The sequence below is a fragment of the Christiangramia sp. OXR-203 genome (assembly GCF_034372165.1).
GTDB lineage: Bacteria > Bacteroidota > Bacteroidia > Flavobacteriales > Flavobacteriaceae > Christiangramia.
Map to the genome: position 1 here is coordinate 718,826 of NZ_CP139698.1, position 13,778 is coordinate 732,603.

Below are 13,778 nucleotides of genomic sequence, written 5' to 3' on the forward strand. Positions count from 1 at the left end.
TAAACTTCTTAATTTATGTGCTTTTGAGCCTTATAAGAAGATCTTACCAGGGCACTACTTTCAACATGTCTGAAACCTAGCTCGAGACCATATTCTTCATAACGCTTGAATTGATCTGGTGTGATAAATTGCTTAACAGGTAAGTGTTTCTTACTTGGTTGAAGATATTGCCCAATAGTCACAACATCAACTCCTGCGTCGCGTAGATCTCTAAGGGTCTGGAATACTTCTTCTTCCTTTTCGCCAAGTCCTAGCATGATTCCGGACTTGGTTCTTCGAATTCCATTGTCCTTAAGATATTTTAGAACAGCAAGGCTTCGATCGTATTTCGCTTGTATACGCACTTCTCTGGTAAGACGCTTAACGGTTTCCATGTTGTGAGAAACTACTTCCGGGCTTACTTCGATGATACGATCTATATTACGTTCGTTTCCCTGAAAATCGGGAATTAACGTTTCCAGTGTAGTTTCAGGATTCATTCTTCGAATCGCTTTGACAGTCTCTGCCCAGATAATTGAACCCATATCCTTAAGGTCATCACGGTCCACACTGGTAACTACCGCATGCTTGATTCCCATGATCTTGATGGATCTGGCAACCTTTTCAGGTTCATCCCAGTCTACAGTTTCTGGTCGGCCGGTTTTCACACCGCAAAATCCACAGGATCTCGTACATACATTTCCAAGAATCATAAAAGTAGCGGTCCCTTCACTCCAGCATTCACCCATATTCGGGCAACTACCAGAAGTGCAAATGGTGTGTAGATCGTATTTGTCAACCAGGCTTCTCAACTCGGTATATTTCTTACCGGTAGGAAGTTTCACTCGCAACCACTTCGGTTTTGGAGTTCTTTGTGTTTTGGTTTTAACTGGAGCAACGTCTGTATTCATAGCAATAAATCTCTGTTTCAAAGATACAATAATAAGCTGAACTGCATAAATTAGACTCCTGCCAATTCCATTCCTTACTTAGCTATTTCTGCTTTCAATTATAGCGGCGAGTAACTTCTTGGCACGCAGCAGCTTTACCTTAATATTATTCATGGGTTCGTCCAGGAATTCTGCGATTTCTTTATATGATTTCTCCTGAAAGAATCTAAGATTGATGACTTCCTGGTAATGAGGTTTCAATTGCTTAATGTCAAAGAGTAATTGCTCGAGATTTTGTTCCTTAATAAGCTTATCCTCAATTCCCGGCGTATCATCTGCGATCTGGTAGACCTGGTCTTCATCCTGCATGGAAGTTTTAGATCTAATGGAAGCTTTTTTCTTCCTTATTTGATCTATATGGATATTCTTGGAGATCGCAATAAGCCAGGTAGCAAAGGAATAATTGTCATCAAAGGTCTCTATACGATTAAAGGCTTTGGAAAAGGTTTGAATTGTAATATCTTCAGCTTCATACTCATTCTGGGTCTTTTTAAGCTGAAAACCATAAACATCTCCCCAAAACCTGTCTACCAGGTAATTGAATGCCGACTGACTTCCTTTCTTGGCTCCACTAATTTTCTCAGAGAGCTGATTGGGATTTACTTCCACTGTCCTGGTTTTGAAATGAGATTGGAGCTAAATATAGCTAATTGGAAAAATATTAAAAATATATCGAAGAATGGATAGAACCAGATCACATCCTTTTCATCTAGTTTTTCCGCAGCATTGTAATAGATAATTCCGTCAAGTATCAACTTTATAACGAGAATCGATAGAACAGCAATTGGGTAGATTTGAAGGACTGAAAGTAGAATGAAAAGTATCCAGAAAAGTAATCTTGCCGAGTAATATACGCCAAGCAAAACCTGATGCTTCTGTTGGTATTGTTTAGCAGTAGATACATGTCTGCGTTTTTGCCTGGTCCATTCTGAAAAACTTTTTTTGGGAACACTCCGTGTAATTGAATTTTCAGAAAAACATATGGCGGTATTTTCATCATTCGCAGCTTCATTGACGAATAGATCATCATCGCCAGATTTTATATGTAGATGACTTGCAAAGCCTTTCAATTCGTAAAATCTCTCAGAGGTATAGGCGAGATTTCGTCCCACGCCCATATAAGGTATCCCTAATTTTGCATAACTGAAATACTGAATAGCTGTTAATAGTGTTTCGAATCTAATTAACATATTCAGCAATGATTTCTTTTGTTTGAAGTAGCCACCATATCCAAGAACGATATCCTTGGTTGTGAAATGGCTTGTCATTTCTGTTATCCAATCCTTAGATTGAGGAACGCAATCGGCATCTGTAAATAATAAATATTTGTTCGACGCTTTTTTGATACCTAGAGTAAGTGCGTATTTTTTATTCGCCCAGAATGCTTCAATGTTCTGAACATTCACAATTTTTACTCTTGGATCAATATTCTGAAAATGCTCCATAACGTCCAGAGTATTGTCTGCGGAAGCATCATTAATAAGGATAAGTTCAAAATTTGGATAATTCTGCTCAAGAATTCCTGGTATAAAGTTTTGAAGATTGTCTTCTTCGTTTTTTGCACAAACAATTACTGAAACGGGAAGATTTAAAGCTTGTGACTTTTCCGAAGAAGCAGATGTAAATGAAAAAAAACTTAGGTTATAGAGGATATTGATTATACCGGTAAGTATAAACAGGCCAAATAAAATTATCTCCATTTAATCTAAGTAGTCTTGGCGGTATCTGAACAATTTTCCATTTCATCAGGTAACTTTCCACAAAAACTACATGGTTCACCAGATTTGTTAAGGTATGGATTCTGGCTCGCGCAGGTACCAGCGAACTTTCCATCTTTCTTACCCCAGATTTTAATTGCGATTCCTGCAAACGCGAGACCGAGCAGGACTAAACTGATAATAAATAGTTTCATAGACTTTGAATTCTGTTGCAAAAATAATAATAAAATCAGGCAACTGGAAATTGGTCGTATCATTAGTATATCGTTTACACTATTTAACTAAACTTTAATCGAATAAGTAGCGCTAACAGTTAATTCAGAGATATCTTGCAGCGTTAACCACGAAAAAAACTACAATATGAAATTTAAAATGTTATTTACAACTCTTGCACTTACAGCAGTCGTTTTCACATCATGTGAAGATGGTAACAAAAAAGAGCAGGAAGAAAAAGAGAAAATGGAGCAAATGGAAGCCGAAGAAGGAGAGGCTGAAATGCAAGCTGAAAAAGAAATGCAGGAAATGCAATCCAACAGCATTGCAGCTAAAGCTATGGCTACTGATACTTTAAGTACATTAATATCTGCTCTACAAGCTGCTGAATTAGCAGAAATGATGAAAACAGAAGAAGGTCCTTTTACTGTATTTGCACCTAACAATGCCGCATTCTCTAAAGTAGATCAGGCTACATTAGAAAGCCTAATGATGGAAGAGAATAAAGATAAACTAGCTGGTGTCTTAAAATACCATGTAGTGGAAGGTGAAGTTATGGCTGCAGATCTTGTAAAAATGATCCAGGATAATGATGGGACTTATGCAGTTTCTACCGTTGGTGGAGGAGAGCTTACAGCATCTTTAGAAGGTGAAAATGTAATCCTTACTGATGAGAATGGAAATAAAGCGACTGTAGTACAGGCTGATGTTGATGCTTCTAACGGAGTTGTACACATCATTGATGCAGTAGTGATGAAGAAAGCATAATTCGACAACGAATTTTAAGAAAAAAGGAGCGCATTTGCGCTCCTTTTTTTATTCTATAATATTGACTTCAGCTTCAAGAGGAACTCCAAATTTCTGAGAAACCTTATCCTGAATCATTTTAGCCAGCATTAAAATTTCCTCTCCTGTAGCTTCACCATAATTAACCAAAACCAGAGCCTGATTCTTATGAACCCCGGCATCTCCATTACGGTAACCTTTCAGCCCAGATTGATCAATTAACCAGCCTGCGGGGATCTTTATTTCATATTCAGATACATGATAAGAAGGAATTTCAGGATGATCCCGCTGTAATTCTTCAAATTGATCCTTGGTGATCACAGGATTCTTAAAGAAACTACCACTATTTCCAATTTCCTTAGGATCAGGTAATTTTGATCTTCTAATAGCGATAACTGCATTCGAAACATCCTTGATTCCAGGGTTTTTTATTCCAGAGTTCTCCAGTTCATTGCGAATTGCTCCGTAATCCAGATTTAACTGATGATCTTTTTTAGTTAGCCTGAAACGCACAGAGGTAATAATATAAAGACCTTTCAATTCATTCTTGAAAACTGAATTACGATATCCGAAATTGCATTCTTTACGAGTGAACTCTCTCTCTTCGAGGGTTTGAATATTCATCGCATGACAACTTATAAAGCTGTCTTTAAGTTCAACTCCATAAGCACCAATGTTCTGGATGGGAGAGGTTCCTACGTTGCCAGGAATAAGCGATAGATTCTCTAATCCACCGTAACCTTTTTCTATTGTATGAAGTACTAGTTCATGCCAGTTTTCTCCGGCAGCAACCTCCAGAATTACTTCATTTTCATTTTCTGAAACTACTTCTATACCCTTCAGGGCAATATGAACTACCGTTTTATGAATATCCTGAGTAAGGAGCATGTTGCTGCCACCGCCAAGAATAAACAATTCAGAAGAATAACTTTTTTTAAGAAGACGTCTCAGATCTTCGATGCTTGAAACCGATATAAATTTATCTGCTCGAACATCGATCCCGAAACTGTTGTAATCCTTCAGTGAAAAGTTACGAATAACCTGCATTAAGCTTTGTTGTTATACTGCTTTAATGCTTTCTCAAGAATCACAAGTGCACGTTCAAGATTTTCTTTTTTCAATACATATGCGATTCTAACCTGGTTTAGTCCGGTATTTGGGGTAGAGTAGAATCCTGCTGCTGGTGCAACCATGATAGTTTCATTGTCATCTTCGAAATCTTCCAGTAACCATTTTGCAAAATCATCTGCATTAGCGATAGGCAGTTCAGCGATACAATAGAAAGCGCCTTTTGGGTTTGCCACCTTAACACCTTCAATTTTTTCTAACCCTTTAACAAGAAGATCTCTTCTAAAAGTATATTGCTCGATCACCTCGTCAAAATAGCTCTGTGGTGTGTCAAGGGCAGCTTCACTCGCAATCTGAGCGAAAGTGGGTGGGCTTAGTCTTGCCTGCGCAAATTTCATGGCGGTTGCAATCACTTCGGTGTTTTTAGATACCAGGCACCCAATTCGTGCTCCACACATACTATATCTTTTCGAAACTGAATCTACCATGATCGCATGGTTCGCCAGCTCAGGAATGCTCATAATAGAATGGTGTTTCACACCATCATAAGCGAATTCGCGATAAACCTCGTCTGAAACAATGAATAGGTCGTGTTTTAGTGCAAGATCGGCAAGTTGTTGAATTTCTTCTTTTGTATACAGGTATCCAGTTGGATTGCCAGGATTACAAATAAGTATAGCTTTAGTTTTCTCAGTGATGAGTTTCTCAAATTCTGAAATAGGAGGTAATGCAAAACCATCTTCGATCTTAGATTGAATTGGTTTAATTGTTACTCCGGAAGCAGTTGCAAAACCATTGTAGTTCGCGTAAAATGGTTCTGGAATGATCACTTCATCCCCCTGATCTGTGATGCTTCCCATTGTAAATAGAAGCGCTTCAGATCCTCCGGTGGTAATGATAATATCCTGCTTTTCAACCGGAAGAGAGGTGTTATTATAATAAGAAGCTAGCTTCTCACGATAACTTTCAAACCCTGCGGAGTGACTGTAAGACAGTACTTCAATGGCATGATTTTTTACAGCATTAAGGGCTATCTCAGGAGTCTTAATATCAGGCTGGCCAATATTTAACTGGTATATAACTTTACCCTTTGCAGCAGCTGCTTCAGCATAAGGGACTAATTTTCTTATAGGTGATTCAGGCATTTGCTGCCCTTTATTTGAAATCTTTGGCATGATAGTTCTTTTATAGGTTTGCAAAATTGCAAAAATAAAGCCTGAATCAAGAATAAACAATCCTGAATTATTCTGCCTAAGCAGTTAAATTTCAGCATAAAAAAAGCCTCCATTACGGAGGCTTACGTACTTAATTACAGAAGCTACGATTCGCTTTCTGTGTCATCTATTATCTGACCCTTAATTTTCAATGCTTTTATAGGTTCTTCAGCATTAGAATAAACTGTAACAGTTTTCCTGATATGTCCAACTCTTTTGGTGTCATACTTCACTTCTATTTCACCCATTTCACCAGGCATAACAGCTTTCTCTGGTTTTTTAGGAATCGTACAGCCACAGCTCGATTTCACATCCTCAACGATAAGTGGTTCATCTCCAACATTTTTAAATTTGAAGACACGCACTCCGTCGCTACCTTTTTTTATAATACCATAGTCGATCGTCTCAGACTCAAACTCGAACTTAGCCGAGTTTTGCGCGTGGGTAGTAGCAAATCCTGCTAGTACGAAAACTACGATTGCAATCAATTTTCTCATAATTCAGTTATTTAATCGGATTAGTAAATATAAGCTGAAATGCCTTAACTCTCAAAATTTTAATCATTTCAGCAGCTTTCATAATCCTTCATTAATAATTACTTTTGCCATTATTTCAAAAACCAGACCAAGAAATGGCAATTGCTTCACAATACAATGCGAAAAAAGTAGAGGATAAGTGGTATGACTACTGGATGAAGAATAACTACTTTCACTCTGAAGTAGACGAGCGCGAACCTTATACGATAGTGATCCCGCCACCCAATGTTACGGGAGTTCTTCATATGGGACACATGCTGAATAATACCATTCAGGACGTGCTGGTTCGTAGAGCAAGATTGAAGGGCTATAATGCCTGTTGGGTGCCGGGAACAGATCATGCGTCCATCGCTACAGAAGCTAAGGTTGTAGCTAAATTGAAGGAGGAAGGTATTGATAAGAATGACTTAAGCCGTGATGAATTTCTACAACATGCCTGGGACTGGACTCATAAGCATGGTGGGATCATTCTACAGCAATTAAAACATCTTGGTGCCTCCTGTGACTGGGAGCGTACAAAGTTTACGATGGACGATAACATGTCTGCTTCAGTCATTAAAGTTTTTGTAGATCTTTACGAAAAAGGTCTTATCTACCGTGGTTACCGTATGGTGAACTGGGATCCTCAGGCAAAAACAACACTTTCAGACGAGGAAGTGAATTATGAAGAGCGCAATGGTAAGCTTTTCTATCTAAAATATAAAGTAGAAGGTAGCGATGACTATCTTACTATTGCTACGACAAGACCGGAAACCATCCTTGGAGATACCGCAATTTGTATTAATCCGAATGATGAGCGTTTTGCACATCTTCGAGGTAAAAAAGCGATCGTGCCAATTTGCAATCGAAGCATTCCAATTATCGAGGATGAATATGTGGACATGGAGTTTGGAACCGGATGTTTAAAAGTTACTCCGGCGCATGATGAGAATGATAAGAACCTGGGAGAAAAGCATAATCTTGATGTTATTGATATCCTGAACGATGATGCGACCCTGAACAATTATGGTTTACATTATGAAGGTAAAGATCGTTTCGTTGTTCGTGCAGAGATAGTAGAGGAACTGGAACTTTCTGGTAATCTTTCAAAAGTGGAAGATCACGTGAATAAAGTGGGAACCAGTGAAAGAACAGGTGCCGTGATCGAACCGAAACTTAGCGATCAATGGTTTCTGAAAATGAAAGAGATGGCAGAGCCTGCTATCAAAGCTGTAGTAGGTGACGATATTAACCTGGTGCCAGAAAAGTTTTTGAACACTTATAAGCACTGGATGGAAAATGTTCGGGACTGGAATATCTCCCGTCAGTTGTGGTGGGGACAGCAAATTCCAGCTTATTTCTACGGAACTGGAAAGGAAGATTTTGTAGTAGCTGAAACTGCTGAACTGGCACTGGAAAAAGCCAGGAAAGTTACTCAGAATGAATCACTTCAAGCTGAAGATCTTACTCAGGATAAAGATGCATTGGATACATGGTTCTCATCATGGTTATGGCCAATGAGCGTTTTTAACGGAATTCTGGAGCCGGAAAACAAAGAAATACAATATTACTATCCTACCAATGACCTGGTAACGGCGCCTGAAATTTTATTTTTTTGGGTGGCACGTATGATTATGGCTGGTTATGAATACCGTGGAGAAAAGCCTTTTAAGAACGTATATCTTACAGGAATAGTTCGGGATAAGCAGCGTCGTAAGATGTCTAAATCTTTAGGTAATTCACCAGATCCACTTGGTTTGATCGAGCAATACGGAGCAGATGGTGTTCGTGTGGGAATGCTATTGAGTTCTCCTGCCGGGAATGACCTTATGTTCGATGAAGATCTATGCAAGCAGGGTAGTGCCTTTACAAATAAAATTTGGAATGCTTTCAGACTAGTGAAAGGCTGGGAGATTTCAGAAGAGATCGAGCAACCGGAAACTGCTAAGAAAGCGATCGAGTGGTATAAAGCGAAATTTCAGCTTAGTCTTAGAGAGATCGAAGACCATTATTCGAAATACAGGATAAGTGACGCGCTTATGTCTACCTATAAATTGATATGGGATGATTACTGTTCCTGGTTCCTGGAAATGGTGAAACCTGGTTACGGAGATCCAATTGATGCGGTTACTTACAATCAGGTTATCGAAATTCTGGAAGACAACTTAAAAATACTTCATCCTTTCATGCCATTCGTTTCTGAAGAAATCTGGCAAACTATTACTGAAAGATCTTCAGAAGAAGCACTGATTATTGCAAAATGGCCGGAACAAACTTCTTTTGATGAAACTATTATCAAGGAGTTCGCTCACGCTTCTGAAGTGATTGCCGGAGTAAGAAAGATTAGAAAGGACAAGAATATTGCCTTTAAGAATCAGATAGAATTGATGGCTATGAATAATGAAAATACCAGCAATAGTTTTGATTCTGTTATATCAAAAATGGGTAATATATCTAGCTATAATTATGTAATGGAAGCTACTGAAGGTGCATTGTCCTTTAGAGTGCGAAGCAACGAGTACTATATCCCTATCGTTGGAGCGATCAATGTAGAAGCTGAAAAGGCTAAGATCCAGGAGGAATTATCTTATACTGAAGGTTTTCTGAAATCTGTAGATAAGAAATTATCTAATAAGCGATTTGTAGACAACGCTCCAGAAAAAGTGGTAGCTATAGAAAAGACCAAGAAGGCAGACGCAGAAGCTAAAATCGAGGCTTTGAAAGCCAGTCTTAAAAATCTAAGCTAGATATATATCAAACTATGTACAAAAAAAGAGGATCATTTGATTCTCTTTTTTTGTTTAACGCTAGTTGATCTTACCTATGTATTCTTCAACCAGTTCTATATATTTTTCTTCTGCTTCCTGTTTGCTAAGTTTTCTCACCTGTACCAGAGCATTAATCTTAAAAGCGCTTCTTAGATCACCCTGATTGCCTGGCGGAATATAAAAGCCATTCCTTTCCGTAGCTCGCTTGTATAGTGCGTAGAAATGCAGCATGACATCTGGAGGAAATTGCTCCTCAGTCTTACTAGCCATTTCATAGGCTTTAAGAAATTTCATATTTTCTTCTGCCATCTTTTGGTTATGATATAACATCAGCAATTACGCTTACGCCGCCTTTTACTTTATCATTAATTCCAACCTTGACATTGGTCCCAATAGGTAAAAATACATCTACGCGGCTACCGAACTTAATAAAGCCACTATCACTTCCCTGAACTACTTCTGTTCCCTCCTCAGCATAATTCACAATACGTTTTGCAAGTGCTCCCGCGATTTGTCTGTATAGAACTTCTCCAACAACTTCATTTTCTACCACCACGGTAGTCCTTTCGTTTTCTTCACTGGATTTAGGATGCCAAGCGACAAGAAATTTACCAGGATGATATTTGCTGAATTTCACTTTTCCTCCAACCGGGTGACGGGTAACATGCACGTTTAAAGGTGACATGAAGATCGAAACCTGTAATCGTTTATCCTTAAAGTATTCCTTTTCAAAAACTTCTTCAATTACTACAACTTTACCATCCACAGGCGAGACTACATGCTCATTATTATGAATTGTGGGTCTCTTTGGATTTCTAAAGAACTGAACGATCAATAAAAAGAAAAGTACCGAGGCTACCAGAATGGCGAATTTCAACCAATACAGGTCAATTAAACTATAGGTTACTACGTTGATCGCAATTAGGATCAACGCAGTAAGTATCATTATTTTGTATCCTTCTTTATGAAACATAATTCAATATATATAAATATGCATAGACGAATGGGCTTGCAAATATAATACTATCCAGTCTGTCAAACAATCCGCCGTGTCCTGGCATCAATTTTCCACTATCCTTTACCCCAGCCTGTCTCTTAAATTTTGACTGGATTAAATCTCCTAATGTTCCGAAAATACTCAATATGATCGCCATTCCTAACCATATGAGTGGTGTATTAAACTTGCTGAAGTCAGAGAGGGTGGTTGGAAATAAAGGGCTGTAATACCAGATTGCATAACTCATCAGGCAGCTAAATACCAGTCCACCCAGAAATCCTTCCACTGTCTTATTCGGACTAATCTTTTCGTAAAGCTTATGTTTTCCGAAGTTTTTACCTACGAGATAAGCGAAAGTATCGTTGGTCCAAATTAAAAAGAAAATTCCTATGACCAGCTTCGGAATAAATACTCCTTCTATCGTGGGAATGAGGGTTAGGAAAATCGTAGAGGAAATAAGGTAGAATATGATGATGATGTATTTCTTCTTCTCGAAGACAGGAATTTTTTTAACGATAATAAGATCCTTGACCAGGAAAAGATTTACAAAGATTGTAATGAATAATAACATTACGGTTGCATCCTGGTTAAACTTAAGGAAACTGAACAGGTAGAACAGTACCGCCTGTAAAATGAACAGAGCGTAGCTTTTGAGTCGGAGCAGTTTTTGCATCTCCACAAGGCAGACTAAGCTCAACAGATAAAAAAGAATTATAAATATTAGTTCTGAAGAGAGTATTGAAGCAACCAAAATGGCTGTATACAATAGTCCTGATACAGTACGTATAATGGTTTCCTTCATAAATTACAGGTCTTCCAGCAGTAGCAAGTATAAGTTCTTCGTACTACTTCCGTAACTCATGAAATCACCTTCTTTTTGAGTTTCAAAATTCTTTATAGTAGTAATATTTGAAGGGATTTGCTGCTTGTTTTTAAATTTGATTCCTCTTAGGCCTTCTCCGATAGTGTCAATTAACTGACTTGTACTCGAAAGGATGATGAAATTAGCAGGAAGGTCGTGTAGTTTTCTTTCCTTGATCTGGTTAGATGATATTAGAATAGAACCATCATTGGCAACAAGAAATTCACAAGTAGAGAGATAGAATTCTGCTTTCGCTGAATGGTTGAATTCAAGATTGAATCCCTTGAACTTTTCTTTCAGGTTATCATCAAAGCAACAGCATTCTGTTTCATACCAGTCGTTTTCAAGAAGTATATTGTCGAAAGCTTCCTGTACTTCAGCTTCATCAATGCAGTATAAGAATTTTCCCCCGTTATTCTTAAAATTGAGCATAAATCGCTCATCAGTAGGTAGTTTTACCTCTGGCATATATTTCCCGCGGTCTGCTTTCTCAGGCGTGTCCTGATCCTGCTCTGCTCTCGCCTTGGGATTAAGAAACCTTTTGAATAGATTCATGGGGTTGGGTTCTGATTCTTAGACATTTTATCAAAGTTAAAAAATCTGAAATTAACCCTTGTTCAATTTCAGATTTTTTAGCTATAGTTCTACACTACTTATTAACCGAATCCTGATCGAGGTGATCACTCGGTTTGGAAGCTGTATCATTAGAAGATATAGTTTCGTTTGAAACATCATTCCCCTCAGGCAGTGTATTTGTTTCTTTAACCGGTTTTCCAATTGGCTCTTCTCTTTCGTAAGGTCTTTTTCCGAAGATCTTTTCAAGATCATCTTTGAAGATCACTTCCTTGTCAAGAAGAATATCAGCCAGTTGAGATAGCTTGTCCTTGTGAAGTTCTAGAAGGTCAAGCGCACGTTTATATTGCTCTTCAATAAGATTTGAAATTTCCTTATCGATTAATTCTGAAGTTTTCTCACTGTAAGGCTTCGTGAAGTTGTATTCACCCTGTCCTGAACTATCGTAATAGGTAAGGTTTCCAACAGCATCATTTAAACCGTAAATGGTTACCATCGCTCTGGCTTGTTTTGTAACCTTTTCAAGATCACTAAGTGCTCCGGTAGATATCTTATTAAAAATAACTTTCTCTGCGGCACGACCACCAAGAGCAGCACACATTTCATCCAGCATTTGCTCTGGACGAACGATTAAACGTTCTTCCGGTAAATACCATGCTGCTCCAAGAGATTGTCCACGAGGGACGATAGTAACTTTAACCAGTGGGGCAGCATGTTCTAACATCCAGCTCACGGTTGCATGACCAGCTTCGTGGAATGCAATAGCTTTCTTCTCACTTGGAGTGATAATTTTATTCTTTTTCTCTAAACCACCTACGATTCTATCAACAGCATCTAGGAAATCCTGTTTTCCCACTGCTTTGTTTCCTTTACGAGCAGCGATCAAGGCCGCTTCGTTACAAACATTCGCAATATCTGCTCCAGAGAATCCCGGGGTTTGCTTAGCTAAGAATTCAGTATCAAGTTCATCAGCAACTCTTTTTAAAGGAGCTAAATGAACTTCGAATATTTCTTTTCTCTCGTTTAAATCTGGAAGGTCTACATAAATCTGTCTGTCAAATCTACCTGCACGCATTAATGCTTTATCAAGAACATCTGCACGGTTAGTTGCAGCAATTACGATAACATTCGTATTCGTTCCAAAACCATCCATTTCAGTTAACAGCTGGTTTAAAGTATTTTCTCTTTCGTCATTCGAACCCGAGAAATTGCTCTTTCCTCTAGCTCTACCTATAGCATCGATCTCATCTATAAATATAATAGAAGGAGACTTTTCTTTAGCCTGTTTGAATAGGTCACGTACTCTGGAAGCACCAACACCTACAAACATTTCTACGAAATCTGAACCAGATAAAGAGAAGAAAGGAACTTTGGCCTCACCGGCAACGGCTTTGGCTAATAAGGTCTTTCCTGTTCCAGGAGGTCCTACTAATAATGCTCCTTTTGGAATCTTACCTCCTAGTGCAGTATATTTTTCCGGTTGCTTAAGGAAATCTACAATTTCCTGTACTTCTTCTTTAGCTCCTTCAAGACCTGCAACATCTTTAAAAGATGTTTTAACATCTGTGTTCTGGTCGAATAATTTTGCCTTTGACTTTCCAATGTTGAAGATCTGTCCACCGGCTCCACCGCCACCTCCAGCGCTCATCTTTCTCATGATAAATATCCAGACACCAATAATCAAAATGAATGGAAGGAGAGTAAGGAATAGATCGCCCAGAATGTCGCTGCTTGTATCATAAGTAACTACAGTTGCTAGATTATTTTCATTTTTGATCTCATCAATATCGTCTTCAAAATTCTGAAGGTCACCAAATTGAAATGAATATACCGGAGAATCACCGGTTGAAAAAAGGTCTGGATCGATGTTTTTCTTGTGTACTTCTTTCTCTTTTGCTTCCTGAGTTAAATATACACGTGCTTGATTACGGTTGATGATCTCAACTTTCTCTACATCGCCGTTCTTAAGATATTCTTTAAATTGTGCCGGGTTCGTTTTTGCAGGTTCAGAGAAGCCACCGTCCCCGAATAAATTGAGACCAAGAAATATAATAATGATCGCAGCATAAATCCAGTAAGCACTGAATTTAGGTTTTCTGGGATCGAGTTTTTTCTTCGCTTTTTGATTCGCCATT

General features: G+C 38.4%; 14 protein-coding genes. 2 read left to right on the forward strand and 12 right to left on the reverse strand.

All coding sequences use genetic code 11. The features are described 5' to 3' along the window. Positions 1 to 8 precede the first annotated feature (8 nt). The 4 genes from lipA to T8I65_RS03355 form a co-directional block, all read right to left on the reverse strand. Positions 9 to 890, reverse strand: a complete 882-nt coding sequence (lipA, locus tag T8I65_RS03340; RefSeq protein ID WP_322302034.1) for a lipoyl synthase — start codon at positions 888 to 890, stop codon at positions 9 to 11. Between the two features lie 78 nt (positions 891 to 968). Next, on the reverse strand, positions 969 to 1,538 hold the full coding sequence (locus T8I65_RS03345; protein ID WP_322302035.1) for a sigma-70 family RNA polymerase sigma factor: 570 nt from the start codon (positions 1,536 to 1,538) through the stop codon (positions 969 to 971). Continuing rightward, positions 1,529 to 2,629: a glycosyltransferase gene (locus tag T8I65_RS03350; protein WP_322302036.1), complete on the reverse strand. Its 1,101-nt coding sequence runs from the start codon at positions 2,627 to 2,629 to the stop codon at positions 1,529 to 1,531. The genes T8I65_RS03345 and T8I65_RS03350 overlap by 10 nt, the downstream gene beginning before the upstream one ends. 5 nt (positions 2,630 to 2,634) lie before the next feature. After that, positions 2,635 to 2,841: a membrane or secreted protein gene (locus tag T8I65_RS03355; RefSeq protein ID WP_141876946.1), complete on the reverse strand. Its 207-nt coding sequence runs from the start codon at positions 2,839 to 2,841 to the stop codon at positions 2,635 to 2,637. A 166-nt stretch (positions 2,842 to 3,007) separates the two neighbouring features. Between T8I65_RS03355 and T8I65_RS03360 the strand changes: the two genes are divergently transcribed. Continuing rightward, positions 3,008 to 3,628: a fasciclin domain-containing protein gene (locus T8I65_RS03360; protein WP_322302037.1), complete on the forward strand. Its 621-nt coding sequence runs from the start codon at positions 3,008 to 3,010 to the stop codon at positions 3,626 to 3,628. Positions 3,629 to 3,676: 48 nt separating this feature from the next. Here the strand turns inward: T8I65_RS03360 and murB are convergent, their stop codons facing one another. The 3 genes from murB to T8I65_RS03375 form a co-directional block, all read right to left on the reverse strand. Further along, positions 3,677 to 4,693 (reverse strand): UDP-N-acetylmuramate dehydrogenase, encoded by a 1,017-nt coding sequence (gene murB, locus T8I65_RS03365; RefSeq protein WP_322302038.1) that lies wholly within the window; start codon positions 4,691 to 4,693, stop codon positions 3,677 to 3,679. After that, the gene (locus T8I65_RS03370) at positions 4,693 to 5,889 is read right to left on the reverse strand and encodes a pyridoxal phosphate-dependent aminotransferase (protein WP_322302039.1); all 1,197 of its coding nucleotides are present in this window, start codon (positions 5,887 to 5,889) and stop codon (positions 4,693 to 4,695) included. The genes murB and T8I65_RS03370 overlap by 1 nt, the downstream gene beginning before the upstream one ends. A gap of 143 nt (positions 5,890 to 6,032) precedes the next feature. Beyond that, positions 6,033 to 6,425, reverse strand: a complete 393-nt coding sequence (locus tag T8I65_RS03375; protein WP_322302040.1) for a DUF1573 domain-containing protein — start codon at positions 6,423 to 6,425, stop codon at positions 6,033 to 6,035. 134 nt (positions 6,426 to 6,559) lie between these two features. On the opposite strand from T8I65_RS03375, the gene T8I65_RS03380 reads away from it, so the two are divergent. After that, complete coding sequence (locus tag T8I65_RS03380; RefSeq protein WP_322302041.1) at positions 6,560 to 9,190, forward strand: valine--tRNA ligase; 2,631 nt, start codon at positions 6,560 to 6,562, stop codon at positions 9,188 to 9,190. Between the two features lie 60 nt (positions 9,191 to 9,250). Here T8I65_RS03380 and T8I65_RS03385 read toward each other — a convergent pair whose 3' ends face one another. From T8I65_RS03385 to ftsH, 5 genes are all read right to left on the reverse strand, one after another. Continuing rightward, positions 9,251 to 9,520 carry an acyl-CoA-binding protein gene (locus tag T8I65_RS03385; protein ID WP_141876952.1) on the reverse strand — a complete coding sequence of 90 codons (270 nt, stop codon included), beginning with the start codon at positions 9,518 to 9,520 and terminating at the stop codon, positions 9,251 to 9,253. Between the two features lie 7 nt (positions 9,521 to 9,527). Beyond that, positions 9,528 to 10,184, reverse strand: a complete 657-nt coding sequence (locus tag T8I65_RS03390; protein ID WP_322302042.1) for a phosphatidylserine decarboxylase family protein — start codon at positions 10,182 to 10,184, stop codon at positions 9,528 to 9,530. Further along, positions 10,174 to 11,010: a phosphatidate cytidylyltransferase gene (locus tag T8I65_RS03395; RefSeq protein ID WP_141876954.1), complete on the reverse strand. Its 837-nt coding sequence runs from the start codon at positions 11,008 to 11,010 to the stop codon at positions 10,174 to 10,176. Before T8I65_RS03395 ends, T8I65_RS03390 begins: the two co-directional genes overlap by 11 nt. A gap of 3 nt (positions 11,011 to 11,013) precedes the next feature. Then, the gene (locus T8I65_RS03400; RefSeq protein ID WP_141876955.1) at positions 11,014 to 11,625 is read right to left on the reverse strand and encodes an LUD domain-containing protein; all 612 of its coding nucleotides are present in this window, start codon (positions 11,623 to 11,625) and stop codon (positions 11,014 to 11,016) included. 94 nt (positions 11,626 to 11,719) lie between these two features. After that, positions 11,720 to 13,777, reverse strand: a complete 2,058-nt coding sequence (gene ftsH, locus T8I65_RS03405) for an ATP-dependent zinc metalloprotease FtsH (protein WP_322302043.1) — start codon at positions 13,775 to 13,777, stop codon at positions 11,720 to 11,722. Position 13,778: the final 1 nt, after the last annotated feature.